Here is a 25,424-nt window from a genome sequence, read left to right as displayed (position 1 = left end):
CTTTTCGCTCGCGGTCGAACCGGTGCGACACAGTGTGGGCCCGCACATAGCCGGGGAATGGGCTTACCAGCCGGTAGCAAATTGCTGAGTCAGAAGTCCGCGGTAGAGCTATTCGGAGGTAGCGACACCGCAGCGAGCAGCGGTGCAATGGCACTGGAGGCCATCTGGCTAACGCAGGACGAATCCTGGAATGAGGGTGTCGTCGGGGTCGACGCTGAAGAGGTGCTCGCCGGTGCGGAACGCCGTCCCGGTGACCACGGGAACGACGCTCGGGTACCCGAGGGTGATTGCGGTGTCGCGGATGCGGGCGCGGAACTCGGACCCGACGATGGAACCGTGGATCAGTTCGTGCTCGGCGTCGAGAAGCCCGCGCGCGGCCAGCGTCGCAACGCGAGCGCTGGTACCCGAACCGCAGGGTGAGCGATCCACTTGACCGTCGGCGAAGATGGTGACGTTGCGCTGGCGCGGGTTGCCTTGCTGGTCGGTTCCGTCGTCGGCGAAGAAGATGGTGCCGTAGATCCCGCTGAGGCGATCATCTTCGGGATGCCGTGCGTACTCGGTGCCCGACAATGCGGCCTTCACCTCGCGCCCGAGGGCAATCAGTTCGGGGAGGTCCGCGGGCGCGACGTCCAGTCCCACGTCAGCGACGTCGACCTGCGCGTAGATCGCGCCGCCGAACGTCACGTCGGCCTTGATCGTGCCGCGTGAGGTTTCCACCGAGACGTCGCGATGGAGCACGTAGCTCGGCACATTCACGAACTCGACGCCGGTCACTCGGCCACCTTCCGAGTGCACCCGCGCGGTGACTCGGCCGGACGGAACGTCGATCACGACGTCGGTGACACCGGAAGGATCCTCGGCCACTTTCCCGGTGTGCAGCGCCCATGCGCCCAGTGCGATGGTGCCGTGCCCGCACGCCGTGGAGAAGCCGTCCTTGTGCCAGAAGAGCACGCCGAGGTCGGCGCCGTCGTCGTCGGGCGGGACCAGGAACCCGCCGTACATGTCGGCGTGACCGCGCGGCTCAAAACACAGCAGCTGCCGTAGACCGTCCACCGCCGGGTCGGTGATGGCGGTGACGCGCTTGGCCGCGACCGTACCGCCGGCCAACTCCGGGACGTCCGCCACGATGCGGAAAGGCTCACCACCGGTGTGATAGTCGACAGCGGAGATCGGGGCAGCGGCCATGGGACGAGAAGCTATCACCACCAGAACAAACGGAACCAGCTCGTCATCTGCGGGCCGTCCTAACCGCGCACCCTGCCCGCGACACCGGAACACGGACGGGAAACCTCCGCACTACCCGTGCCGGCGCTACCGACGTTCCGACACGCATCCGACAGCTTTGATGACGGTCCGACAAGGCAGACGGATTCCGACAGTTACGAGGTTGGGAACAAATCCAGGGAAGCCCACGTTGACCAGTTCGACAACAAGTTGAGTGAAACAGACTCAAGTCTGGGTTGACAATCGATAGTCGGTTGGAGCAGACTTGAGCGCAGTCCGCTCAGACCCCTACATGTCTAACAGGAGGCAACACTATGGCTCGTGCGGTCGGTATCGACCTCGGGACCACCAACTCCGTCGTCGCGGTTCTGGAAGGTGGCGACCCCGTCGTCGTCGCCAACTCCGAGGGCTCCCGCACCACCCCGTCGGTCGTCGCGTTCGCGCGCAACGGCGAGGTGTTGGTCGGTCAGCCCGCCAAGAACCAGGCGGTGACCAACGTCGACCGGACCATTCGTTCGGTCAAGCGCCACATGGGCACCGATTGGTCCGTGGAGATCGACGGCAAGCACTACACCGCGCAGGAGATCAGCGCGCGTGTGCTCATGAAACTCAAGCGGGACGCCGAGGCCTACCTCGGTGAGGACATCGCAGACGCCGTCATCACCGTGCCCGCGTACTTCAACGACGCCCAGCGTCAGGCCACCAAGGAAGCCGGCCAGATCGCCGGCCTCAACGTGCTGCGCATCGTCAACGAGCCGACCGCGGCCGCCTTGGCCTACGGCTTGGACAAGGGCGAGAAGGAACAGACCATCCTGGTCTTCGACCTCGGTGGCGGCACCTTCGACGTCTCGCTGCTGGAAATCGGCGACGGCGTCGTCGAGGTCCGCGCGACTTCCGGTGACAACCACCTCGGTGGCGACGACTGGGACGACCGCATCGTGGAATGGCTGGTCGACAAGTTCAAAGGCACGTCGGGCATCGACCTGACCAAGGACAAGATGGCCATGCAACGGCTGCGTGAGGCCGCCGAGAAGGCCAAGATCGAACTCTCGAGCTCGCAGAGCACCTCGATCAACCTGCCCTACATCACCGTCGACGCCGACAAGAACCCGCTGTTCCTCGACGAGCAGCTGACCCGTGCCGAGTTCCAGCGCATCACGCAAGATCTGCTGGACCGCACTCGCAAGCCGTTCCAGCAGGTGATCAAGGATGCCGGCATCGCCGTGGGCGACATCGACCACGTGGTGCTGGTGGGTGGTTCCACCCGTATGCCCGCGGTCACCGAACTGGTCAAGGAGATGACCGGCGGCAAGGAGCCCAACAAGGGCGTGAACCCCGACGAGGTTGTCGCCGTGGGCGCCGCGTTGCAGGCCGGTGTGCTCAAGGGTGAGGTGAAAGACGTTCTGCTGCTTGACGTCACCCCGCTGTCCCTGGGTATCGAAACCAAGGGTGGCGTGATGACGAAGCTCATCGAGCGCAACACCACCATCCCGACCAAGCGGTCGGAGACCTTCACCACCGCTGACGACAACCAGCCGTCGGTGCAGATCCAGGTCTTCCAGGGTGAGCGTGAAATCGCTTCGCACAACAAGCTGCTCGGGTCCTTCGAGCTGACTGGTATCCCGCCGGCCCCCCGCGGCGTGCCGCAGATCGAGGTCACCTTCGACATCGACGCCAACGGCATCGTGCACGTCACCGCCAAGGACAAGGGCACCGGCAAGGAAAACACGATCAAGATCCAGGAAGGCTCCGGCCTGTCCAAGGAAGAGATCGACCGGATGATCAAGGACGCCGAGGCGCACGCCGACGAGGACCGCAAGCGTCGCGAAGAGGCCGACGTCCGCAACCAGGCCGAGTCGCTCGTCTACCAGACGGAGAAGTTCGTCAAGGAGCAGCGCGAGGCCGAGGGCGGATCGAAGGTGCCCGAGGAGACCTTGAGCAAGGTCGACGCCGCGATCTCCGACGCGAAGAAGGCGCTGGAAGGCACCGACATCGCCGCGATCAAGTCCGCGATGGAGAAGCTGGGCGAGGAGAGCCAGGGTCTGGGTCAGGCCATCTACGAGGCCACTCAGGCCGAGCAGGCCGCCGGTGCTTCAGGCTCCACCAGTTCCGATGACGACGTGGTTGACGCCGAGGTCGTCGACGATGACAGGGAGACCAAGTGAGTGAGAACGATTCGCACGAGCCGGTGACCATCACCGACAAACGGCGCATCGATCCCAGCACCGGCGAGGTACGTGAGCAGGCGTCGGCCCCCAGCGGGCCGGCGTCCGCCGCGCCCGACGCCTCGGGTTCGGCCGCCGACGCAGGCGCATCCAACGATGAGATCGCCGAATTGAAGGCCACCCTGCAGCGGGTCAAGGCGGAGTACGACAACTACCGCAAGCGCGCCCTGCGGGATCAGCAGCTCATCGCCGAGCGGAGCAAGGGCGCCGTCGTCACCCAGTTGTTGGGCGTGCTCGATGATCTCGAGCGGGCCCGCAGCCACGGTGACCTGGAATCCGGACCGCTCAAGTCCGTTGCCGACAAGCTGGTCGGCGCGCTTGAGGGGCTTGGCCTTTCCGCATTCGGTCAAGAGGGCGACGAATTCGACCCGTCGCTGCACGAGGCCGTGCAGCACGAGGGCGACGGAACCCATCCGGTGATCGGAATGGTGATGCGTCGCGGTTACAAGGTCGGTGACCAGGTGGTGCGGCATGCCATGGTCGGTGTCGTCGACACCGTGCCCGACGCCGGCGGTGCCGATAATCCGGACGCCGCGGCTGTCCAGGCCCCAAAATCAAACAACTAGACAAACCGACTAAAGAGACGAGGTAAGGAGGTGGCGCAGTATGGCCCAGCGTGAATGGGTCGAGAAGGACTTCTACAAGGAGCTTGGCGTCTCCTCTGACGCCAGCGCCGACCAGATCAAGAAGGCCTACCGGAAACTGGCCTCCGAGCTGCATCCCGACCGGAACCCCGACGCGGGAGCCGCGGAGCGGTTCAAGGCGGTATCCGAAGCCAACAGCGTTCTGTCGGACCCCGCGAAGCGCAAGGAGTATGACGAAACCCGGCGGCTGTTCGCCGACGGCGGCTTCGGCCGCCGGTTCAACACCGGCAGCGGTGGGGGCGGCGGCTTCGGTGGTGGATACGGTTCCGACGGAGCTGAATTCAATCTCGGCGACCTGTTCGATGCGGCCGGAGAGAGCGGCGGCGCGAACATCGGTGATCTCTTCGGCGGACTGTTCGGGCGCGGTGCGCAGCCGCGCCCGAGCCGGCCGCGGCGGGGCAATGACCTGGAAACCGAGACCGAGCTGTCGTTCCTGGAAGCCACCAAAGGCGTGGCCATGCCGCTGCGGCTGACCAGCCCGGCGCCGTGCACCAACTGCCACGGCAGCGGTGCGCGTCCGGGGACCAGCCCGAAGGTGTGCCCGAACTGCAACGGTTCTGGCGTGGTCAACCGCAACCAGGGCGCGTTCGGGTTCTCCGAGCCGTGCACCGAATGCCGGGGCAGCGGCTCGATCATCGAGCACCCGTGTGATGAGTGCAAAGGCACCGGGGTCACCACCCGGACCCGCACCATCAACGTCCGGATCCCTCCGGGCGTCGAGGACGGTCAGCGCATCCGGCTGGCCGGACAGGGTGAGGCCGGATTGCGCGGTGCACCATCCGGTGACCTCTATGTCACCGTGCATGTGCGCCCGGACAAGGTGTTCGGCCGTGACGGCGATGACCTGACCGTCGCAGTCCCGGTGAGTTTCCACGAATTGGCGCTCGGCACAACACTTTCCGTGCCGACGCTGGACGGCAAGGTCGGCGTCCGGGTGCCCAAGGGCACCTCCGACGGCCGGATCCTGCGGGTTCGTGGACGCGGAGTGCCCAAGCGGTCCGGTGGTCACGGCGACCTGCTGGTCACCGTGAAGGTGGCGGTACCGCCGAAGCTCGAGGGCGAAGCGGCAGAGGCGCTGGAGGCATACGCGAAAGCCGAGCGGGCCAGTGGATTTGATCCGCGGGCCGGATGGGCGGGGAACGTATGACGACTCGCTGGCGCGGCGATGAGCGCGTGCGCGAAGAGCAGACGGTGAGGAATCGACTGCTATGAGTAAGCGTAAAGAGGAAGCACGCACGTTTCTGATCTCGGTGGCAGCCGAGCTGGCCGGTATGCACGCGCAGACCCTGCGCACATACGACCGGCTCGGCCTGGTCACCCCGCAACGCAGTTCCGGTGGGGGACGGCGGTATTCGGAGCGTGACGTCGATCTGCTGCGCGAGGTGCAGCGCCTGTCCCAGGACGAAGGCGTCAACCTCGCCGGCATCAAGCGCATCATCGAACTCACCAATCAGGTCGATGCCCTGCGCGCCAGGGTCTCCGAGCTGACCCAGCAGGTGGAGCAGCTCAGCGCAGGCTCCCGCCACGATGTCGGGATGACCTCCAAGGCCGTGGTTGTCTGGCAGCCCCGACGGGGCGTCCGCTAGCTGCCGAGCGGCCAGTTATCGCACGCGAATTTCGAAAAACCGTGTCATAACCGGCCATTCGACATTTAGCTGACCTTGATCGAAAACGTACTGGTTTCGGGCTGTCCCGGAACGGCCATCGCGTAGTCTCCGCGGCGCAGCGCGTCGGTGGGCGCGGCCATCGGCTCGATCCCGATGACATCGTCGTTGCTTGGCGCGAAGAGCTGCGCGGCCGGATAGCCGCGCACGAACGTCACCTCGACGCGCCGTCCGCCGCCCGAGATCGCGAATACCGAACCATCGTGAACCTGGTCGAACCCATGGTCGAGTTCGGTGTCCTTGAGCGGCTCGGTGCCGCCAGCCCATTCCTCGGTGTCGCCGGTTGGGATGCCCCAGTTGTCCACCGGCAGATGCCGCATGGTCGGCGTCTGCAGTTGCCACTCCTCACGGGGCACGTCGGGGAGCTTGAGATACGGGTGATAGCCGTAACACAGAGGTACCGACGCCGCGGTCGACGGCATCACCGTGGTGGCCACGGTGAGCGTGCGGTCGGCCAGCGTCACCGTCATCGTCAGGATGTGCGGGAATGGGAAGGTCGTCAGTAGCCGCGGCTTACCACCCCAGTCGAGGATCGCGACCAGCTTGTTGTCGGTTTGTTCGATCACCAACCAACCGGGGTCGGCGGCCAGTACACCATGGATGGGCACACCATGTTGGTCGCTGCGGACCCCGGCCACGCCGGGTGTGAGCGTCACGACCGCGCCGTTGATGGCGTATTTGCTGGCGCTCAACCGATTTGCCCACGGGTAGAGGATCGGGATGCCCATCGTCTTGCCGGTGGTGATGTAGGCCTCCAAGCCGCGTCGCTGGCCGAGAAACTCGACGCCGTCATCGGCCAGCGATGTGCACACCATGCCGGCGACCGGTACATAGGTGGCGGTCAGAGCTGACGACGGGTCGCGCAGGATAACGGGCTGAAAGTCGGCCATGGCGCCAGTCTGTCACGTGGTCCGGGATGCCACACGGGTACCAGTCAGTCTGTCAGCGGGTCATGCTGGATGCGTTCCGGTGGCGCACCGCGGGCGATCAACGCGGCTTTCGTCGCCTCCACCATGCCGGGACCGCCGCAGATCAGGATCTGCCGGTCACCCCAGCCGCCGTAGCGCGTCACCACGTCGGGAAGGCGTCCGGTCTGGCGGACATGCAGGCCGCGGGGCGGCTGAACATCGGGATAGTCTGTGGCCCAAGGCGGATCGGTGCTGTATTCGGAGACCGGTGTCACCGACAACCACGGGTTCATCGATGCGATCTGCCAGAGCGTGTTCAGGTCATAGAGGTCGCACGGGTAGCGCCCTCCGAAGAACAGGTGCACGCGCGGGTTCACCCCGTGCTGGGTCATGTCCATGAGAAGAGTCCGCAGCGGCGCTAGCCCGGTGCTGCCCGCGACCATGAGCACATCCTCGCCGGCCCGGTCGACGTGCATGGCGCCGTGTGGGCTGGATATCCGCCACCGATCCCCGGTGTGGGTTTCGGCGACGATCGCGGTGCTCACCATGCCACCGGTGACCGAGCGGACGTGGAACTCGATGACGCCTGACCGGTCTGTGGGAATGGAGGGACTGAGGTAACGCCACCGCCGCGGCCACTGCGGCACCTGGACTGTCACGTACTGGCCGGGGTGGTAGAACAGCGGCTGGTCGAGGTGGAGTCGGATCACCGAGACGTCGCGCGTGACGCGAAGGTGCTCGATGACGGTGCCGTCGCAGTAGGCCGGGGACTGCTCGGCATCAGCTGCCCCGCGCATCACCCCGATGAACAGCCCGACCGCGTCGTGTGCGGCCTCGGCGATCCGGTCGGTGAAGCCGGCACCTAGATGCGTGCGCATCGTGGTGAGTAGGGCGTCCTGCATTGAATCGTAATGTTGTTGTGTCACACCGTATTTACGGTGGTCTCGGCCCAACTGGGCCAGGAATGCCACCGGCTCTTCGGCGCGTTGGGCGATGAGTTCGGAGAACAGCCAGGTCATCGCCTGGGCGAAGACTGTGCGTTGCCGCTCCATGTCCGGCGGAAAAAGATCCCGTGTGGTCAGGTCGGTGACGAACCAGTGGGTGTAGAAATCACGGATCAGGGTGCCGGAACCGTGTTCAGGGTCGACGGCATCGCGGAGTACCTGCAACGCATCACGGTCATCGAGGCCCACGCGGTCGCATTCTAAACGTGCCGATGCGCGGGCTGAACTCACTGCCGCCGATATTGGGCGACGAAATCGGCCTCGGCCTCCTTGGCCTGTTGAATGCTCGGCAGGGACATGCCGAATTCCACGAAATTGCGGGCGGATGAGTGGTCCATGCCCTGTTTGACCAGCATGCTGTACACGAAGTAGTTCAGGCCCGCCTGCGATTTCTTGAGGGCGATCGCCGCGGTCCGCAGGATCTCGTAACCGAGCTCGGACTCAGTCATCCGGCTGGCCCGGGACGAGAGCTGAATCTGTTGCAGCTGACCGCTGATCGCCGCGCTGACACTGACCGTGCCTGGCGGATTGGTGACGACGAACAGCGAGAACATGGTTTCTTGTTCGTCGTCGTCGTCGTCGTCGTCGTCGCCTGCCGCCTGAGCTGGTTCGTGGAAGGCGGCAAGGTCGCTGTCCAAGTCGTACTCGTCGTCGGCCGGTGGTTGCGGGCCGGAGAAGTCGAACGCGCTCAGCCCGTCGTCGAACCGGTCGTGATCAGCCATTGCTCAACCCCCTGGAGGCGCGGAAGGGACAGTGCCGCAGCGTGAGTGCTGTCGCACCATCAGGTGTAGATCGTGGTGCCGAGCGCGGAGGCCTGTGTGGAGTCGGTCTGATCGTATTGAGAGGCGGCCGTGTCGAGCATCTCCGACAATGTCGACGAGACCTTCGCAACAGCGGCGCACGCGGAGCGGCGGGCGCCGTCGGCAGCCATCACCGCCATGTTCGTGGCGGAGCAGACCATGCCGTGCGAGCTCCACATGTTCGTTGCGGTGCCCTCTGTCGCGGCGGCGGCTTCGGTGATGGCGCCGGCTGCTTCTGTCTGTCGACTCGCCAACTCGCGTAGGTGTGCGGTGGTGACGTTCAAATTTCCCATGGGTATCCCTTCTGGTCAGGTCTGCTGGATGGGTGATGGGAGACGGTGGGTGCGGCCGTCGGATGATCCGGATCCAACGTCACGGTGACCGGCCCGGGTACCTGCTCGCGGTCCAAGTCGAACTCGAAGTGAATCGGTGCGCGTTCGCCCGTAGCGCCCGGCCCGGTCTGTGCGCCTGCAAGTTCAGCGTCCTCGGGCTTGGGGTCCGGCTGATCGTCCTTGTTGGCGTCGTCCTCTTTCTCCAGGTCCCTACCGTGTGTGTCGTGAGATTCGTCCTCGCCGACGGCATCGGGATCCTGGGCCTTCTGGTTCTGCGCGTTCTGGGCGGCTTGCGCACCCTGCTGGGCGGCCTGGCCGATCAGCGAACCCAGCGCGCTGCCCAGGCCGCCGAGCAGTCCGCTGGACTGCCCAACGCCCGACGCGCCGCCGCCGGGCAGCCCGGTCGGCAGTCCGCCGGGTGATCCCGTCGGCATGCTGGCCGGGGTCACGGTGCGGGATTCGGAGTTGACCGGGGCGCCGCCGGTGCGGGAACTTCCTGCGCCTGCGCCGGGGTTGCCCCCGCTACCACCCGAGGTCGTACCGCCGCCGGTGCTTGGGGTCGCGTTGGCACCCGACGGAGTGTGGTTGGGCGTCCAGAGTGGCGAACCGGGCTCGGGCTTGCCGTTGACCGGCGAATCCTGCTCCTGTGGTCGTGGTTGACTACCGCCCCAGGAAGGCGAGAAGAACGGTGCGCCATCGAGTTTCGCATCCGACGCGACCTTGCGGTAGGAATTGGCGGCCTGTTGGATCGCCTGGGCGTTCTGCATGGAGTTGCTGACCATGTCGGCCATCGTCGGAGTGGCGATCGCCATGCCGCTGGCCACCGCGGCGATCTGGATGGCGACCGAGGCTGCTTCGCCGCCGAGCGGGTCGGCCATCGCGATCGAGGCGGGCAGGATGGCGAGTTGGAGAGTCGTTGCGGCACTGTTGAGTTGCTGCACCGTCACACCGAGCTGGTCGGCTTCCTGTGCCAGGACCTGCGCAATGCTGCTGTCGGTCTCGGCGACGCTTTGCATCCGACTCTGTTGCTTGTCGTTCTGCTTGGCGTAGGCGCTCGCGCCGCCACCCGTCCAGCTGTCGTCGGGAGCTGCAGAGCGGAGCGACTCGCCGACATCGGAGAACTCGTCGGCGCCATGCGTGAAGCCCTCACCCGTGTCAGGGCTGCCGTCGCCGCACATCTCGGTCATGCCGTTGATGACCTTGAGGCCCGCGTCGATGATCGGCGTCTCCGGTGCGTTGGAGAAGAACTGTCGGCCGATGTCGATCAGGTGGCCCAGGCCGCCGAATGTTCCGCTGAGGATGTCCTTTACGTCGCTGACGATGTCGGACACGGTGTCGGTGATGTCTTTGACATCCGAGATCTTGCTGAAGATGTCGCTGCCGTGGTGACCGCCGGCGGCGCCAGATTCCGGGTGGTGCCGGCGGGGGTGACGCGGCTGGTGCCCGCCCGGATTGTGTGGAAATCTCGGTGCCATGTGGCAACGCCCCCTCTCGTCGCAAATGAGGCTAACAGCGCGTCGGTAGGCCTCGACGCACCAAATTCACGACGGCTTGAGGGTCGACTGGAAACGAACTCAGCCTGGCCCGCTTGTCCCTAGAGCGCGTGAATACCCTTGTACAGCACCAGAAGTCCGATCACAATGAGGATCCCCGCCATGAGTACCGCATGCTGGCGCTCCATCCACTCCTTGACACGGGCCAGCAGCGGATCCAGGCGATCACCCGATATCGCGTACGCCAGGATGGGCAGTGCCACTGTCGAGCTGGCGATCATCGCATAGTAGATGACCGCGGGCCACGCCCGGTGTTGGCCGAGTCCGGCGCTGCCGATCGTCAAACCCGCTGCGGCACAGATGAACAGCACCTTGGGGTTGATCGCCGTCAGCGCCGCACCCGCGGCGGCCGCGCGCACTGGGCTCAGCTTGCTCATGCTGTTCAGCCAGCCCGGGGTGTGTTCGGATTTGGCCCGGGTGAGCCAGCGGTAGACGCCGAACACGATGAGGGCGACGCCGAGCACGATGCGCAGCCACGACGCCCATCTCGGTGCCTTGTCGAGTCCGCCGAGCAGACTGGACACTTCGACGAACACTGCTGTCAGCACAAAGAGTCCGACGAGCCAGCCGCCTAGGAACGCCAGTCCGGTGGGCCGTGGGCGGGGCGTGTGCAGTACCAGCACGGCCGGGATGATCGACAGTGGCGACAGCGCCACCACGAGTGCCAGCGGGATGAGTTCGGTGAGCACCGATCCCCAGCTTTCGGACATGGCGTGCTCTCCCGTTCGCAGGATTCGTCGGAGACGTTGGCAACGATATGGCTTGAGTGACCCTCAGGCGCCTTCGAACTGGTTGCGGCCCAGGGTGTCGACGAATCTCGGGCCTGAGACGTCGAGTTCGCGTCGGTACGTGTCGGCCCAGCCGCCGAACGGCTGGTGCGCCAGGTATTCGTTGCGGAACCGGTCGTCCTCGGACACTTCGGTCACGCAGAACGCGGGTATCGCGAGGTCCACCACGGGCCCGCCACGTTCCACCTCGGAGAGCATCAGGGGGGCGTTCGCGCCGAGGAACCGGTCGATGATCCAGCCGTCTTCACCCAGCCAGACCGAGTACCGCACCTTCGCGAGCACATGCTCGGCCCGCCGCACGATCTGCCCTGCGACCAGCGGATCGAGATCGCGCTCGGCCTCGTAGCGGGTGCCTCCCACGGCGGGGCCTTTGGCCGTCATGGTTCCGATCGCCTCGTCGCCCAAGGCCTGTACGAGCTCGCCGGGCGTGGTGTCCAGTTCGGTCGGCGCGGGACCCTGCACCCGGATCCGGACCGCGTAGCCGTCGGCGGCGAACACGTATGCCTGCACGATGAGGGCGGGTGAGGGATCCGACGCGGCAACGGCCGGCAATTCGCGGACGAAGAACTTTCGCTCATATTCGAAGTCGCCGAAACCGTATTCGGACATGGGTAGACGTTAGCTTGGCGGCGCGGGGACAGCGCGGATTTGCCACCGCCCGGTCGCGCCATGTGGTGACCGCTCGAAAGCTCATCATCGCGTCGTTTACCGGGGACTTAACAGACCTGTAAGTTAAGTAGCAATGGAGTACACAGTTGGCGGTGAGCGCATCCTCGCGGTCGCGGCGCGTCTCTTCTACGCCGAAGGCATCGGAGCGATCGGGGTCGACCGCGTGGTCGAGGAGTCCGGGGTGTCCAAGCCGACGCTGTACGCGCAGTTCGGGTCGAAGGCAGGCCTGATCGCGGCGGTGCTCGACCGTCGTCGCGAGGACCGTGAACGCACGATCGCGAACCACCTCGACCAACTGCCGCCAGAGACGGAGAGCCGTGTGCTGGCGCTGTTCGACTGGTTCGCCGTCGGGCACGCGAAGCCCGGCTTCCGCGGCTGCCCGTTCACCAATGCGGCCGCGGAGTTGCCGGACCCGGAGCATCCGGCGCGTGTGGTGATCGCCGCCTACAAGACCTGGCTGCGCGGGATGCTCGCGGATCTTGCCGCGTCCGACGGTCTGCCCGACCCCCAGTGGTGGGGCTCGACGCTGATGTTCCTGATCGACGGCGCGAATGCGCGCGTGATCACCACCGGCGACACGACGGCGATCGTGGACGTCCGCAGGAGTGTCGAGGCGATGATCGCCGCCGCATCGGCTCTGCCGCTGGCCCGCCAGGCGAACTCGTGAAGAACACCCTCAGACCGGGACTGCGGAATTTCGAAACCCCACTCGCCCGTCAGACAGAAGGAATCCGCCCGTGATACAGCCGATCTTCGACACACACCTGCACATCGTCGACCCCGCCCACCCGCTCGTCGAGAACAACGGGTACATGCCCGAGCCGTTCACTGTCGCCGACTACCGGGCACGGATCGATGGGCTGGGAATCGCCGGTGGCGCGGTCGTCTCCGGGTCGTTCCAGGCTTTCGACCAGGGCTATCTGATCGACGCGCTCAAGGCTCTCGGCCCGGGCTACGTCGGGGTCACACAGATCCCCGTCGACACCAGTGACGACCGCATCCGCGAGTTGCACGAGTCGGGCGTGCGTGCGGTGCGGTTCAACGTTGCCCGCGGCGGATCGGCCGATTTGGAGGACATGGATCGACTCGCTCGCCGTGTGTACGACGTCGCCGGGTGGCACGCCGAGCTCTACATCGACGCCCGGACCATCGACGACGAGCTCTCGCGCCGGATCGCGGGGCTTCCAGCGGTCAGCATCGATCACCTCGGCATGCACGAGGACGGATTGCCGAATCTGCTGCGCCTCGTCGAGCAGGGCGTGAAGGTCAAGGCCACCGGCTTCGGACGCGTCGATCTCGATCCCGCAGCCGTGATCCGGGCGATCATGGACGTCGATTCGACTGCGCTCATGGTGGGCACAGACCTGCCCTCCACCCGCGCTCGCCGCCCGTTCCAGGACGAGGATTTCGAGTACATCGCGCAGGTCCTGCCGTCCGAGCGAGTCGGCGACGTGTTCTGGAACAACGCGGCCGCGTTCTACCTCGGGTCGTGAGGACCGTCACCGAGAATCGGGGTCGTGGGCCTTCCGTGAACACGTGAAAGCGGTCCCGCGAAAAATTTTTCAGACTTGAGCGGAACAGACTCAACCTTGACTGCGTTGGACAAGACGACAAGCATTTTCTCTAACAGAAAAGGGAGGTGTCGTGGACTCGTTCAATCCGACGACCAAGACTCAGGCGGCGCTGACCTCAGCGTTGCAGGCGGCCAGCTCCGCAGGCAACCCGGAGATCCGGCCCGCCCACTTATTGATGGCACTGCTCACCCAGAACGATGGCATTGCCGCTCCTCTATTGGAGGCCGTCGGTGTCGATCCCGCGACGATTCGCGACGGAGCGCAACGGCTGCTCGATCAGCTGCCCAGCGCCAGTGGCGCGAGCTCGCAACCGCAGCTGAGCCGTGAATCGCTCGCTGCGATCACCACGGCCCAGCAGCTCGCGACCGAGATGGACGACGAATACGTCTCCACCGAACATCTGATGGTCGGCCTGGCCACGGGTGATTCCGAGGTCGCCAAGCTGCTCACCAACAACGGCGCGTCGCCGCAAGCCCTGCGGGAGGCGTTCACCAAGGTCCGCGGCAGCGCGCGGGTCACCAGCCCCGACCCCGAGGGCAGTTACCAGGCGCTGGAGAAGTACTCGACCGACCTGACTGCGCGGGCCCGCGAAGGCAAGCTCGACCCGGTCATCGGGCGCGATAACGAGATTCGCCGCGTCGTTCAGGTGTTGAGCCGGCGTACCAAGAACAACCCGGTGCTCATCGGCGAACCCGGCGTAGGCAAGACGGCGATCGTCGAGGGTCTGGCCCAGCGCATTGTCGAAGGCGACGTGCCCGAGAGCCTGCGGGACAAGACCGTCATCAGCCTGGATCTCGGGTCCATGGTGGCCGGTGCCAAGTACCGCGGTGAATTCGAGGAGCGCCTCAAGGCCGTCCTCGACGACATCAAGAACTCGGCCGGGCAGATCATCACGTTCATCGACGAGCTGCACACCATCGTCGGCGCCGGTGCCACCGGCGAATCCGCGATGGACGCGGGCAACATGATCAAGCCCATGCTGGCCCGTGGTGAGCTGCGGCTGGTCGGAGCCACCACGCTCGACGAGTACCGCAAGTACATCGAGAAGGACGCGGCCCTGGAGCGCCGGTTCCAGCAGGTGCTGGTCGGCGAGCCGTCAGTGGAGGACACCGTCGGCATCCTGCGCGGTCTCAAGGATCGCTACGAGGTGCACCACGGTGTGCGCATCACCGACTCCGCGTTGGTCGCGGCCGCGACGCTGTCCGACCGCTACATCACCAGCCGGTTCTTGCCTGACAAGGCCATCGACCTGGTCGACGAGGCCGCATCCCGGTTGCGTATGGAGATCGACTCCCGGCCCGTCGAGATCGACGAGGTCGAGCGACTGGTCCGTCGTCTCGAGATCGAGGAGATGGCGCTGTCCAAGGAGGAGGACGACGCCTCCAAGGAGCGCCTGGAAAAGCTGCGTTCCGAGCTGGCGGACTACAAGGAGAAGTTGTCCGAGCTGACCACCCGCTGGCAGAACGAGAAGGGCGCCATCGACGTCGTCCGTGAACTCAAGGAACAGCTGGACACGCTGCGTGGCGCGGCCGACCGGGCCGAGCGTGACGGCGACCTGGCCAAGGCTGCCGAGCTGCGCTACGGCCGCATCCCCGAGGTCGAGAAGAAGCTCGACGCGGCGCTGCCGGTCGCGGAAGCCCGCGAGAATGTCATGCTCAAGGAAGAGGTCGGCCCCGACGACATCGCCGAGGTGGTCGAGGCATGGACCGGTATTCCGGCCGGCCGGATGCTCGAGGGCGAGACCGCCAAGCTGCTGCGCATGGAGCAGGAGCTGGGCAAACGCGTCATCGGACAGGCCGAGGCGGTGGTCGCGGTGTCGGATGCGGTGCGGCGCAGCCGCGCCGGAGTGGCCGATCCCAACCGGCCGACGGGCTCGTTCATGTTCCTGGGCCCGACCGGTGTGGGTAAGACCGAGCTGGCCAAGGCGCTGGCCGAGTTCCTGTTCGACGACGAGCGGGCCATGGTCCGTATCGACATGAGCGAGTACGGCGAGAAGCACTCGGTGGCTCGGCTGGTCGGCGCCCCTCCCGGCTACGTCGGCTACGACGCCGGCGGTCAGCTGACCGAGGCGGTGCGTAGACGTCCGTACACGGTGGTGCTGTTCGACGAGATCGAGAAGGCCCACCCGGACGTGTTCGACGTGCTGTTGCAGGTGCTCGATGAGGGCCGGTTGACCGATGGTCAGGGCCGCACCGTCGACTTCCGCAACACGATCCTGATCCTGACGTCCAACTTGGGTGCCGGTGGCACCCCGGAGCAGGTGATGGCGGCGGTGCGGGCGGCGTTCAAACCGGAGTTCATCAACCGGCTCGACGACGTGCTGATCTTCGACCCGCTCAAGCCCGAAGAGTTGGTCTCGATCGTCGACATCCAGCTCCAGCAGCTCGACAAGCGGCTGGCGCAGCGCCGGCTGTCTCTCGATGTGTCGTTGGATGCCAAGAAGTGGCTGGGGGACCGTGGTTTCGACCCGCTCTACGGCGCGCGTCCGCTGCGCCGGCTGGTGCAGCAGGCCATCGGCGATCAGCTCGCCAAGAAGCTGCTGGCCGGGGAGGTGCACGACGGCGACGTGGTGCCGGTGAACGTCAGCGAGGACGGCGAAAGCCTCGTCCTGGGATGAGCGCTTGAGTGGCCACTTATCGCACGCTTTATCGATAGGCATGTGCGATAAGTGGCCACTCGGCGTGTACAAACCCGCACGTAACCGGGTTGTGACCTCACTTCGTTCGAGCAACTGGCATCGCAACAAGTAGGCTATGCCCGATGGTCCCGCTCTGGTTCACGCTGTCTGCACTTTGTTTCGTGGGTGCGGCGGTGCTGCTGTACGTCGACATCGACCGTCGACGTGGGTTGGGGCGACGCCGCAAGTCGTGGGCGAAGTCGCATGGCTTCGACTACGAGCACGAGTCCGACGAGATCCTCAAGCGCTGGAAGCGCGGGGTGATGTCGACTGTCGGCGACGTCACGGCCAAGAATGTCGTGCTCGGCCAGATTCGTGGCGAGGCGGTATTCATCTTCGACATCGACGAAGTCGCCACGGTGATCGCGCTGCACCGCAAGGTCGGCACCAATGTCGTCGTCGACCTGCGACTCAAAGGCATCAAGGAGCCCCGGGAGAGCGATATCTGGCTGCTCGGCGCGATCGGCCCGCGGATGGTGTATTCCACCAACCTCGACGCCGCCCGTCGTGCCTGTGACCGCCGGATGGTGACGTTCGCCCACACTGCCCCGGACTGCGCCGAGATCATGTGGAACGAGCAGCACTGGACGCTGGTGAGCATGCCGGTCACGAGCACCCGTGCCCAGTGGGACGAAGGGCTGCGCACCGTTCGGCAGTTCAATGATCTGCTGCGGGTGCTTCCACCCGTTCCACAGAATGGCTCCGCCGCACCGGCCAGTCAGGCCGCACTGGTGCACCGGGCCGGGGCGCCAAGTCGCCCGTTGCAGCCCACCGCCGCAGGCCGGCGTGAGCTGCCGCCGGGCCGGGCCGACGCACCGCCCGGACACGGCGACGTGAGCCAGTACACGCAGCAGCGTCCGGAGACGAGCCGCTCGGATACGATCCGCAGGACACCGCCTCCGGCGCGCAACGGGCGATACGCACCGCACTACCAGCGCTGAGTAACTGACCTCAGGCGGTTGACTACTCTCTAGGACATGGCCCGCCCCGTTGCTTTGATCACCGGACCTACTTCGGGGCTCGGATCGGGATTCGCCCGCAGGTATGCGCGTGACGGCTACGACCTGGTGCTCGTCGCGCGTGACACCGCACGCCTCGAACAGCTGGCCGCCGAACTCCACGACGACGTGGGTGCTGAAGTCGAGGTGCTGCCCGCCGACCTGGCAGTGGCTGCCGACCGTGCCAAGGTCGCCGACAGGCTCCGGTCCGGCGTAGAGGTATTGGTCAACAACGCCGGGTTCGCCACCTCCGGTGAGTTCTGGACCAGCGAGTTCTCCCGGTTGCAGGCCCAATTGGACGTCAATGTCACCGCGGTGATGCAGCTGACGCATGCGGCCCTGCCGGCGATGGTGGCGGCGGGCAGCGGGACCGTGATCAACGTGGCCAGTGTGGCCGGCCTAGTCTCGGGCCGCGGGTCGACGTATTCGGCGTCCAAGGCGTGGGTGGTCTCCTTCAGCGAAGGGCTGGCCAACGGACTTGCCGGAACCGGGGTGGGCGTGCACGCGCTGTGCCCGGGTTTCATCCGTACCGAGTTCCATGCCAGAGCCGGTATCGACATGGCCAATACGCCGTCGTTCATGTGGCTGGAGGTCGAGGACGTGGTGCGCGAATGCCTGGCCGACGTCGCCAAGGGCAAGGTCGTCATCGTGCCCGGTCTGCTCTACAAGGCGCTCACCACGGGCAGCCGAATGATTCCGCGAAACCTGGTGCGCGTCATCACAAAGGCGGTAGGCAACGGCCGTGGCAGAACCTGAGGCACAACCCGGGACACGGTGCGGGCATTGATCGCGGCGGTGCCGGCCGTCGTTCTCATCGGTACGCACGCCGCGCTGTGGACGAAACATGACTGAGCCATTGGGCCCCACCGAGTGGGGGCAGACACCCGGGGTCGGACCCTGGCCGGGCCCGGCCCCCTCCGAAGATGAAGCCGCGCGCTACGACCCCGAACTGCTGCGCGACGGCGACACCCGCAATGTTGTTGACGCCTACCGGTATTGGACCCGCGACGCCATCATCGCCGACATCGACAACCGCAGGCATGCGCTGCACATCGCGATCGAGAACTTCGGCAACGACGCGAACATCGGCGCGGTGGTGCGCACCGCCAATGCGTTCGCGGTGGACACCGTCCACATCGTCGGCCGGCGGCGGTGGAACCGGCGCGGCGCCATGGTCACCGACCGCTATCAACGGTTGCGTCACCACGACACCACCGCGGAGTTGCTCGCCTACGCCGCCGAGGCGGGGTTGACCGTCGTTGCCGTGGACAACGTGCCGGGCGCGACCCGGCTCGAACAGACCGAGCTACCGCGCAACTGCCTGCTTGTGTTCGGACAGGAGGGCCCCGGCATCACGCCGGAGGCGCAGGGCGGCGCGGCGTTGACGGTGTCCATCGCGCAGTTCGGATCGACCCGCAGCATCAATGCCGGGGTCGCCGCCGGAATCGCCATGCACGCCTGGATCACTCGACACGCCGACATGTCGGCGGCCTGGTAAGGCAGGATCTGGGTCATGGATCAGCTATGGGCCAACCGCGCGGGCAGCGCCGAAGCTGCGATCATCCAACGGCATCTGAGCAAACTGTGGTATCTGCCGGGGACTCAACTCGGTGTGGTGGCCTGGCCGTCGACGCCGAAGTACCGGAATTTCGGTATCTGGCATTACTGGTGGCAGGCCCATCTGCTGGACTGCCTGGTCGATGCTCAGGTGCGCGATCCGCAGCCGGATCGCAAGGTCAGGATCGAGCGGCAGATCCGGTCGCACCGTCTGCGCAACACCGGGTGGACCAACGACTACTACGACGACATGGCTTGGCTGGCACTGGCTTTGGAACGAGCGGGACGGCTGGCCGGGGTCGAGCAACCCGGTGCGCTCAAGAAGCTATGTGAGCAGTTCGTCAATGCGTGGGTGCCTGAGGACGGCGGCGGGATCCCGTGGCGCAAGCAGGACCAGTTCTTCAATGCCCCGGCCAACGGCCCGGCCGGCATCTTCCTGGCCCGCTACGACGATCGGTTGCGCCGGGCCCAACAGATGGCGGACTGGATTGACGACACCCTGATCGACCCGGAAACCCATCTGGTGTTCGACGGGATCAAGGCCGGTTCGCTGGTGCGGGCCCAGTACACCTACTGCCAGGGCGTCGTGCTCGGGCTTGAAGTCGAGCTCGCGGCCCGCACCCAAGACACCCGGCACGCCGAGCGCGTGCGCCGGCTGGTCGCGGCGGTCGCCAAAGAGATGACCGAGGACGGTGTCATCAAAGGCGCCGGTGGCGGGGACGGTGGGCTGTTCAACGGCATCCTGGCGCGTTATCTCGCGCTCGTGGCGACGACGCTGCCGGGGGAGACCGCCGATGATGCAGCTGCGCGCGACACCGCTCGGTCAGTGGTTCTGAAATCTGCCGAATCGGCATGGGATTACCGCCAGACGGTCGACGGTCTGCCGTTGTTCGGACCGTTCTGGGACCGCAGCGCCGAAGTCCCGACGGCTGCGGGTCAGGAAGCCGAGCTCGTCGAAGGTGCGGTCAATGCCTCCGCGATTCCCGAGCGGGACATGTCGGTGCAGGTGTCGGGCTGGATGCTGATGGAGGCCGCGTACACCTTGGCGGACGCCGCGGACAACGCGGACGAGTAGGGACTCACTGTCCGCGCACGTGTTGGACTTAAGGGGTCTCGGTGGCGTTCTGCGCCGCCCGGCGGCGCTTGAGCCACTCGAAGAACATCGGCGCGACCGAGGCCAGCACGATGACGATGAAGATCGGTTCCAGCAGCTTCTGGATGATCTGGAACTGGCCCAACCAGTAGCCCAGTAGGACGAGGCCGATTCCCCACACCACCGCACCCAGAACGTTGAACGTCGTGAACACCGAATAGCGCATCTTGGCCGCGCCGGCGGTGATCGGGGCCAGTGTCCGCACGATCGGCACAAAACGCGCGATCACGATGGCGAATGGCCCACGCTGCTCGAAGAAAGCGTGTGCCTCGTCCAGGTATTTCTGCTTGAGTACCCGGGCGTTGGGCTTGAACATCGACGTCCCGATGGTGCGCCCGATGAAGTACCCGACCTGGCCGCCGAGGATCGCCGCCAGCGGGATGAACACCAGCAGCTGCCACAGCTGGAAGTTGGCGTCGACGTCGGTTCCGCGGGCCGCCGTACCCGCCGCGAGCATGCCCGCGACGAACAACAGTGAGTCGCCGGGCAGGACCGGGAACAGCACGCCCGACTCGACGAACACCACGACCAGGATGCCCACCAGCGCCCATGTGCCGAAGAATCCGATGAGGTTGACCGGATCCATAAAGCTCGGCATCAGCGCCAGATTGGTCGTAACCTCTGGGATGGCGGTGTCGATCACGAGTCCCAAGGGTACCTGTGTCCTGCTACCGGCCCGCACCTGCGAGAACCCGCGCCGTAAACAACAGCAATGGGACTGGAAAGGACCGCCATGCCCATCGCCACTCCCGAGGTCTACGCAGAGATGCTGAGCCGGGCCAAGGAGCACTCGTTCGCGTTCCCGGCGATCAACTGTGTCGGGTCGGAGAGCGTCAACGCGGCCATCAAGGGTTTCGCGGACGCGGGCAGTGACGGCATCATCCAGTTCTCCACCGGTGGCGCCGAGTTCGCCTCAGGCCTCGGCATCAAGGACATGGTCACCGGCGCGGTTGCGCTGGCCGAATTCGCCCACGTGATCGCCGACAGGTATCCGATCACCGTCGCGTTGCACACCGATCACTGTCCGAAGGACAAGCTGGACACCTATGTGCGGCCGCTGCTGGCGATCTCGGCCGAGCGGGTGGGCGCCGGGCTCAATCCGCTGTTCCAGTCGCACATGTGGGACGGCTCGGCAGTGCCGATCGACGAGAACCTGGCCATCGCGCAGGATCTGCTGAAACTGTCGGCGGCCGCCAAGATCATCCTCGAGGTGGAGATCGGCGTGGTCGGCGGCGAGGAGGACGGCGTCGAAGCCGAGATCAACGACAAGCTGTACACCACCCCGGAGGACTTCGAAAAGACCATCGATGCGCTGGGTGCTGGTGAGCGGGGCAGGTACCTGCTGGCCGCGACGTTCGGCAACGTGCACGGCGTATACAAGCCTGGCAACGTGGTGCTCAAGCCGGAGGTACTGGCCGAGGGGCAGCGGGTGGCCGCGGAAATGCTCGGGTTGCCTATCGGCTCGAAGCCTTTCGACTTCGTCTTTCACGGTGGCTCGGGGTCGCTCAAGTCCGAGATCGAGGATTCGCTGAAGTACGGCGTGGTCAAGATGAACGTCGACACCGATACGCAATACGCCTTTACCCGCCCGATCGCCGCGCACATGTTCACCAATTACGACGGTGTTCTCAAAGTCGATGGTGAGGTCGGTAACAAGAAGGCCTACGACCCGCGCAACTACCTCAAAAAGGCCGAGGCCTCCATGACCGACCGCGTGATCGACGCCTGTAACGACCTGCACAGCGCGGGCCGCAGTGTGACCGCCGGCTGAGCCGGCAATTGGGCAGGAGCCGGCTACCCGGCGGCGTCGACGTTTTCGATGGAGGTGTGTACCTCGTCGTTTTGCGCCGACGCGGAATTATGGGTGAGCAGCACGGTGCCCAGGATCGCGATGGCCACCAGTGCGGCGATCACCAGCAGCACCGCGATCACCCAGCCCCAGCTGCGCCGCGACGGCGCCTGCGCTGAGGTCGGCTGGGGTGCTCCTTCGCGTGGCGGAATCATCTGGGGCGCCGCGGCTTTTGCGGTCGGCGGGGCGAACACCTCGGTCTCGGGGTCCGGCGGAGTGTCGATCTTCTGCGTCGAGCCGTCGAAGCCCGACGGTGCGGTGAACCGCCGTTCTTCGTGTTGCTGTACTGCTTCTGTCATGGCGGTCGCCGAGCCGATGATCTCGGTGGCCGGCTCGGATTCGGGGTCCACCCTCATCTGCTCGGTCTGGTCGTCGGCGCGCCCCGGCGTACCGACGTCGTCCGGCTCCGATGGATTCGACATCCCTGCTGAGGTCCTCCCGTACGTCGCTACCGGTGGAGCTTATCGGTCGGCGCGCGGAACGGCGGTGCACAATAGGGCCATGACGCGGATGGGTGATCTGCTAGGACCGGAACCGGTGTTGCTCCCGGGCGACCCGGAGGCCGAGGACGAACTCGCCGCGGGGGAGAAGCCCGCCGTGGTGGCAGCCGCGCATCCGTCGGCGTCCATCGCGTGGGCCGTACTGGCCGAGGGCGCGCTCGAGGACGACAAGGCGGTCACCGCCTATGCCTATGCCCGTACCGGTTATCACCGTGGGCTCGATCAGCTGCGTCGCAACGGCTGGAAGGGTTTCGGCCCGGTGCCGTTCGGCCATGAGCAGAACCAGGGGTTTCTGCGCTGTGTCGCGGCGCTGGCGCGGGCTGCCGACGATATCGGCGAGACCGACGAGTTCCAGCGGTGCCTGGACTTGCTCGACGACTGCGATCCGTCGGCCCGCGCCGAACTCGGTTTGGCCTAGGCCGTCACCAGGTCGATTCGCAGGGGCAGTCCCCGGCGCTGTCCGGTGTTTCCACCTGCACCGTGGCGTGTTCCAGACCGCGTGCGGTCAACACTGCGCGCGCCTTGTCGAGCACCGTTGCGGCATCGACGGTGCTGGTCAGGTGCGCGGTGACCATGTCCTTGCCCGGTACCAGCGTCCACACGTGCAGGTCGTGCACGCCGGTGACGCCGTTGACCCCGCCCAGTGCGCGACGCAGCTCTTCGACGTCGATGTGGCGGGGAGAGGACTCGCTCAGGATGCGCAAGGCCGCGCGGGCCAGCGAGATCGCCCGGGGCAGCACCCACAGCGCCACCAGCACTGCGACCACCACGTCGGCGTACGGCCACCCGGTGGTGACCGTGACAATCCCGGCGATCAGTACCCCGATGCTGCCAACCGTGTCAGCCACCACCTCCATGTAGGCGCCCTTGACGGCGAGGCTGTCCTTGGAGTGCGAGCGGAGCATGAACACCACGACGGCGTTGGCCACCAGGCCGACGAGTGCGACGACGATCATCGGCACGCCGGGAACCTCGGGCGCGTGACCGAGCCGCTCGAACGCTTCGTAGAGAATGAACCCCGCGACGCCGAGCAGTAGTGCGGCGTTGGCGACGGCGGTGAACACTTCGGCGCGGTGCCAGCCGTATGTCCGGGCCGGCGAAGCGCTGCCCTTCCGGGCGAGCAATACCGCCGTCAGGCCCATGAACATGGCGACCAGGTCGGTCAGCATGTGTCCGGCGTCTGCCAGCAGCGCAATGGAGTTGATGGTCAGTGCGGTGGCGAGTTCGACGACGAAGAAGATCGACAAGATAGCAGCGGCGGCGGCCATTCGGCTGATCTTGGTGTCCGGTGAGTGGCTGTGATCGTGACCGGCTCCCATAAAAGCAATATATGCGCATAATCGCATATGTCGCAAGTGTCACGTCCGTCGAGGGGTGGCGAGTCAGTCACCTTTGCCGCGTTTCCGGAATTGTGGGTGGCAGCGGCTCGTTGTCCTCGTCGCTATGACTTATGCCAACGCCTTCGGCGGGTCGGTGATCGTCCGCCTGACCGCCCGCCTGTTTGCCTGGTGCTACGACCAGCAATTGATCGACGGCGTGTCTGTTGAACCCGGCAGTCCGCTGGCGATGCACATCGTGCGGCTGACCTCCGAGGGTCACCGTCGCGCGCTGGCGGCCACGCTGCGCCGTGTGCTGAAGGAAGTGCACGCAGAGCCGGTGTTCTTCGCGTCCCGGATACCGATGCACCGCAGCAGCGTCATATCGGCCGTCGACCTGATCAACGAAGTGCGACAGCGCTTGGAGGGGCCACGGCCGGTCCGCGCCCACGGTGTTGCCCGGCTGCGCATGCTGCTGGGCGACGGTATCGGCCCGTTTTATTCTGAGAACCGCGACGATCTCACCATCGCGCTGCGCAGTGTCCTGGCAGACCTCTAGGCCGGTCGTCCGTTACATCCAGGCCGACCAGAACCGGGTTAGCTGCCCGCCGATCTGCATCAGGGATCTCGGCACCCCGGACAATTCGCAGGCCCAGAAGACGAGGCCGAAGAACCACCGGTTGAGCGTCGGTGTGATGAGCAGGATCAGCAGGATGAAGAAACTCCACTGCTTGGCCGGTTCCAGCGCGCGTTGCGTGTCTGGGCTCAGGTGGGGTTCCAGGGCGTTGTAGCCGTCGAGCCCCGGGATCGGCAGCAGATTCAGCACGAGTGCGGTGACCTGCAGAAAACCCAGGAACGCCAGCCCGGACCAGAACACGCCGTGGGCAGGGGCGTAGAACAACCGGGTGGCTCCGAGCAGCAGCACCGCGAGCGCCAGGTTGGCCGCCGGGCCGGCCAGGCTGACCAAGGTTCGTTGGCGGGCCGTCATCCACGACGTCCGCACGTAGACCGCCCCGCCGGGAAACCCGATCCCGCCGAGCGCGATGAACAGCACCGGCAGCCCCAGCGAAAGCATGGGATGCGAATACTTGAGCGGATTGAGGGTCAGGTAGCCGCGCACCGCGACGTCGTGGTCGCCGAACCGCCACGCGGTGAAGGCGTGCCCGAATTCATGCAGGCACAGCGACACCAGCCAGCCGGCCACCACCAGCACGAACACGCCCGCGTAAGACAGTGGCCGCACGATGTCGCCGGCGAGCCAGGCGATCACCCCGCCTGCCACGGTGATGGCCACGACGGCCAGGAAAACCGGGCTCGGTCGCACCGACTGATGCAGCGGACGGATGTTCACGATTCGACGCTACCGGTTGCTGTGCCGGTCAGCCGACCTTCAGCCAGCCCTCGGTATGCCGGTAGAACGTGGAACGCCGGACCTTGCGCGGCGCCACCACGCCGTCGCGGGTGAGTTGCGCGCCCATGGTGCCCAGCTGCGCGGCCCGCCCGGTCACCCAGGTCTGCGGACGCCCGCGTTCGGTGAGCACGGCCGCGCGCAGTCCCGGCATGGTCAGGGTAGGTTCCACGCGCACCCCCGGGACCTCGCCGTCGAACAGCAGATGATCGTCCACCACGGCCTCGCCGTGCAGCGCGTGGCCGTCGATGCCGCACCATTGGGCCGCCGCCACGATCACCGAGCCGGTCTCATCGCGGATCAGCGGTACCCGCCGTGCCGGGGCGCGCAGTGCGCGTCGCGCCGACCAGTAACCGGTGGTGTACGCGACCTCGACGTCCAGCCGGTCGGACCGCAGTAACGCGGTCAACACGGCCGCTAGCTCGGCTTTCGTACCTGTGACGATGATCCGGCGCTGGGCTGCCACGGCGTCGAGTTCGATGGTCGGCAGGCCGCGAAGTGGAGGGAGCGCGGTGCGGCCGAAGACGGCGACATCGGGTATATCGCGCGTCCGGTTGGGCAAAATGTGGGCTCCTCGCGTG

At 65.9% G+C, this 25,424-nt stretch carries 27 protein-coding genes; 14 read left to right on the top strand and 13 right to left on the bottom strand.

All coding sequences use genetic code 11. The features are described 5' to 3' along the window. Positions 1-168: 168 nt before the first annotated feature. On the bottom strand, positions 169-1,185 hold the full coding sequence (locus tag B133_RS0115715) for a proline racemase family protein (RefSeq protein ID WP_018602413.1): 1,017 nt from the start codon (positions 1,183-1,185) through the stop codon (positions 169-171). A gap of 353 nt (positions 1,186-1,538) precedes the next feature. On the opposite strand from B133_RS0115715, the gene dnaK reads away from it, so the two are divergent. The 4 genes from dnaK (at position 1,539) to B133_RS0115695 (ending at position 5,679) form a co-directional block, all read left to right on the top strand. Further along, a complete protein-coding gene (gene dnaK, locus B133_RS0115710; RefSeq protein WP_018602412.1) occupies positions 1,539-3,389 on the top strand; it encodes a molecular chaperone DnaK in 1,851 nt (616 codons plus the stop codon). After that, positions 3,386-4,015, top strand: coding sequence for a nucleotide exchange factor GrpE (grpE, locus tag B133_RS0115705; protein WP_018602411.1), 630 nt, complete (start codon positions 3,386-3,388; stop codon positions 4,013-4,015). Before dnaK ends, grpE begins: the two co-directional genes overlap by 4 nt. 40 nt (positions 4,016-4,055) lie before the next feature. Next, the gene (gene dnaJ / locus B133_RS0115700; RefSeq protein ID WP_018602410.1) at positions 4,056-5,240 is read left to right on the top strand and encodes a molecular chaperone DnaJ; all 1,185 of its coding nucleotides are present in this window, start codon (positions 4,056-4,058) and stop codon (positions 5,238-5,240) included. A 61-nt stretch (positions 5,241-5,301) separates the two neighbouring features. Further along, positions 5,302-5,679, top strand: a complete 378-nt coding sequence (locus B133_RS0115695; RefSeq protein WP_018602409.1) for a heat shock protein transcriptional repressor HspR — start codon at positions 5,302-5,304, stop codon at positions 5,677-5,679. Positions 5,680-5,744: 65 nt separating this feature from the next. Here B133_RS0115695 and B133_RS0115690 read toward each other — a convergent pair whose 3' ends face one another. The 7 genes from B133_RS0115690 to B133_RS0115660 all read right to left on the bottom strand — a co-directional run bounded on the left by B133_RS0115690 (position 5,745) and on the right by B133_RS0115660 (position 11,751). Continuing rightward, positions 5,745-6,647 carry an aldose 1-epimerase gene (locus B133_RS0115690; protein WP_018602408.1) on the bottom strand — a complete coding sequence of 301 codons (903 nt, stop codon included), beginning with the start codon at positions 6,645-6,647 and terminating at the stop codon, positions 5,745-5,747. A gap of 44 nt (positions 6,648-6,691) precedes the next feature. Beyond that, positions 6,692-7,858 (bottom strand): FAD-binding oxidoreductase, encoded by a 1,167-nt coding sequence (locus B133_RS0115685; RefSeq protein WP_018602407.1) that lies wholly within the window; start codon positions 7,856-7,858, stop codon positions 6,692-6,694. Positions 7,859-7,896: 38 nt separating this feature from the next. Continuing rightward, positions 7,897-8,391 carry a hypothetical protein gene (locus B133_RS0115680; protein ID WP_018602406.1) on the bottom strand — a complete coding sequence of 165 codons (495 nt, stop codon included), beginning with the start codon at positions 8,389-8,391 and terminating at the stop codon, positions 7,897-7,899. 59 nt (positions 8,392-8,450) lie between these two features. Continuing rightward, the gene (locus B133_RS0115675; protein WP_036418659.1) at positions 8,451-8,762 is read right to left on the bottom strand and encodes an ESX-1 secretion-associated protein; all 312 of its coding nucleotides are present in this window, start codon (positions 8,760-8,762) and stop codon (positions 8,451-8,453) included. Then, positions 8,750-10,276: an EspA/EspE family type VII secretion system effector gene (locus B133_RS23380; RefSeq protein WP_018602404.1), complete on the bottom strand. Its 1,527-nt coding sequence runs from the start codon at positions 10,274-10,276 to the stop codon at positions 8,750-8,752. The genes B133_RS0115675 and B133_RS23380 overlap by 13 nt, the downstream gene beginning before the upstream one ends. Positions 10,277-10,395: 119 nt before the next feature. Next, entirely contained in the window at positions 10,396-11,064 is a 669-nt protein-coding gene (locus B133_RS0115665) for a GAP family protein (RefSeq protein WP_018602403.1), read from the bottom strand. Positions 11,065-11,127: 63 nt separating this feature from the next. Continuing rightward, on the bottom strand, positions 11,128-11,751 hold the full coding sequence (locus B133_RS0115660; protein WP_018602402.1) for an adenylate cyclase: 624 nt from the start codon (positions 11,749-11,751) through the stop codon (positions 11,128-11,130). A gap of 133 nt (positions 11,752-11,884) precedes the next feature. On the opposite strand from B133_RS0115660, the gene B133_RS0115655 reads away from it, so the two are divergent. From B133_RS0115655 to B133_RS0115625, 7 genes are all read left to right on the top strand, one after another. Next, complete coding sequence (locus B133_RS0115655) at positions 11,885-12,478, top strand: TetR/AcrR family transcriptional regulator (protein ID WP_018602401.1); 594 nt, start codon at positions 11,885-11,887, stop codon at positions 12,476-12,478. A gap of 73 nt (positions 12,479-12,551) precedes the next feature. Continuing rightward, positions 12,552-13,304 (top strand): amidohydrolase, encoded by a 753-nt coding sequence (locus B133_RS0115650; protein WP_198291076.1) that lies wholly within the window; start codon positions 12,552-12,554, stop codon positions 13,302-13,304. A gap of 151 nt (positions 13,305-13,455) precedes the next feature. Next, entirely contained in the window at positions 13,456-16,002 is a 2,547-nt protein-coding gene (gene clpB, locus B133_RS0115645) for an ATP-dependent chaperone ClpB (protein WP_018602399.1), read from the top strand. A gap of 143 nt (positions 16,003-16,145) precedes the next feature. Further along, positions 16,146-17,003: a trehalose monomycolate transport factor TtfA gene (gene ttfA, locus B133_RS0115640; protein WP_018602398.1), complete on the top strand. Its 858-nt coding sequence runs from the start codon at positions 16,146-16,148 to the stop codon at positions 17,001-17,003. A 36-nt stretch (positions 17,004-17,039) separates the two neighbouring features. Next, positions 17,040-17,816 carry an SDR family oxidoreductase gene (locus tag B133_RS0115635; protein ID WP_018602397.1) on the top strand — a complete coding sequence of 259 codons (777 nt, stop codon included), beginning with the start codon at positions 17,040-17,042 and terminating at the stop codon, positions 17,814-17,816. Positions 17,817-17,904: 88 nt separating this feature from the next. After that, a complete protein-coding gene (locus tag B133_RS0115630; RefSeq protein ID WP_018602396.1) occupies positions 17,905-18,558 on the top strand; it encodes a TrmH family RNA methyltransferase in 654 nt (217 codons plus the stop codon). A gap of 15 nt (positions 18,559-18,573) precedes the next feature. After that, positions 18,574-19,692, top strand: coding sequence for a glycoside hydrolase family 76 protein (locus B133_RS0115625; protein ID WP_018602395.1), 1,119 nt, complete (start codon positions 18,574-18,576; stop codon positions 19,690-19,692). Positions 19,693-19,720: 28 nt separating this feature from the next. On the opposite strand, the gene B133_RS0115620 is transcribed toward B133_RS0115625, so the two are convergent. Then, a complete protein-coding gene (locus B133_RS0115620) occupies positions 19,721-20,368 on the bottom strand; it encodes a DedA family protein (protein ID WP_198291075.1) in 648 nt (215 codons plus the stop codon). Between the two features lie 135 nt (positions 20,369-20,503). Here B133_RS0115620 and fbaA point away from each other — a divergent pair, with 135 nt between their 5' ends. After that, complete coding sequence (gene fbaA / locus B133_RS0115615; RefSeq protein ID WP_018602393.1) at positions 20,504-21,541, top strand: class II fructose-bisphosphate aldolase; 1,038 nt, start codon at positions 20,504-20,506, stop codon at positions 21,539-21,541. A gap of 23 nt (positions 21,542-21,564) precedes the next feature. Here fbaA and B133_RS0115610 read toward each other — a convergent pair whose 3' ends face one another. After that, positions 21,565-22,041: a hypothetical protein gene (locus tag B133_RS0115610; protein WP_018602392.1), complete on the bottom strand. Its 477-nt coding sequence runs from the start codon at positions 22,039-22,041 to the stop codon at positions 21,565-21,567. 79 nt (positions 22,042-22,120) lie between these two features. Between B133_RS0115610 and B133_RS0115605 the strand changes: the two genes are divergently transcribed. Then, on the top strand, positions 22,121-22,537 hold the full coding sequence (locus B133_RS0115605) for a DUF3151 domain-containing protein (protein WP_018602391.1): 417 nt from the start codon (positions 22,121-22,123) through the stop codon (positions 22,535-22,537). Positions 22,538-22,541: 4 nt separating this feature from the next. On the opposite strand, the gene B133_RS0115600 is transcribed toward B133_RS0115605, so the two are convergent. Continuing rightward, positions 22,542-23,438, bottom strand: coding sequence for a cation diffusion facilitator family transporter (locus B133_RS0115600; RefSeq protein WP_018602390.1), 897 nt, complete (start codon positions 23,436-23,438; stop codon positions 22,542-22,544). A gap of 154 nt (positions 23,439-23,592) precedes the next feature. Between B133_RS0115600 and B133_RS0115595 the strand changes: the two genes are divergently transcribed. Continuing rightward, the gene (locus B133_RS0115595; protein ID WP_232423308.1) at positions 23,593-23,994 is read left to right on the top strand and encodes a hypothetical protein; all 402 of its coding nucleotides are present in this window, start codon (positions 23,593-23,595) and stop codon (positions 23,992-23,994) included. Between the two features lie 12 nt (positions 23,995-24,006). Here B133_RS0115595 and B133_RS0115590 read toward each other — a convergent pair whose 3' ends face one another. Next, positions 24,007-24,786, bottom strand: coding sequence for a site-2 protease family protein (locus tag B133_RS0115590; RefSeq protein WP_018602388.1), 780 nt, complete (start codon positions 24,784-24,786; stop codon positions 24,007-24,009). Positions 24,787-24,814: 28 nt separating this feature from the next. Further along, positions 24,815-25,405 (bottom strand): hypothetical protein, encoded by a 591-nt coding sequence (locus B133_RS0115585; RefSeq protein WP_018602387.1) that lies wholly within the window; start codon positions 25,403-25,405, stop codon positions 24,815-24,817. Between the last annotated feature and the right edge of the window lie 19 nt (positions 25,406-25,424).

Origin of the sequence: Mycobacterium sp. 155, assembly GCF_000373905.1 — a bacterium.
GTDB lineage: Bacteria > Actinomycetota > Actinomycetes > Mycobacteriales > Mycobacteriaceae > Mycobacterium.
Note: the sequence above shows the minus strand (reverse complement) of the source record. Positions and strands in the feature narration are given on the sequence as shown.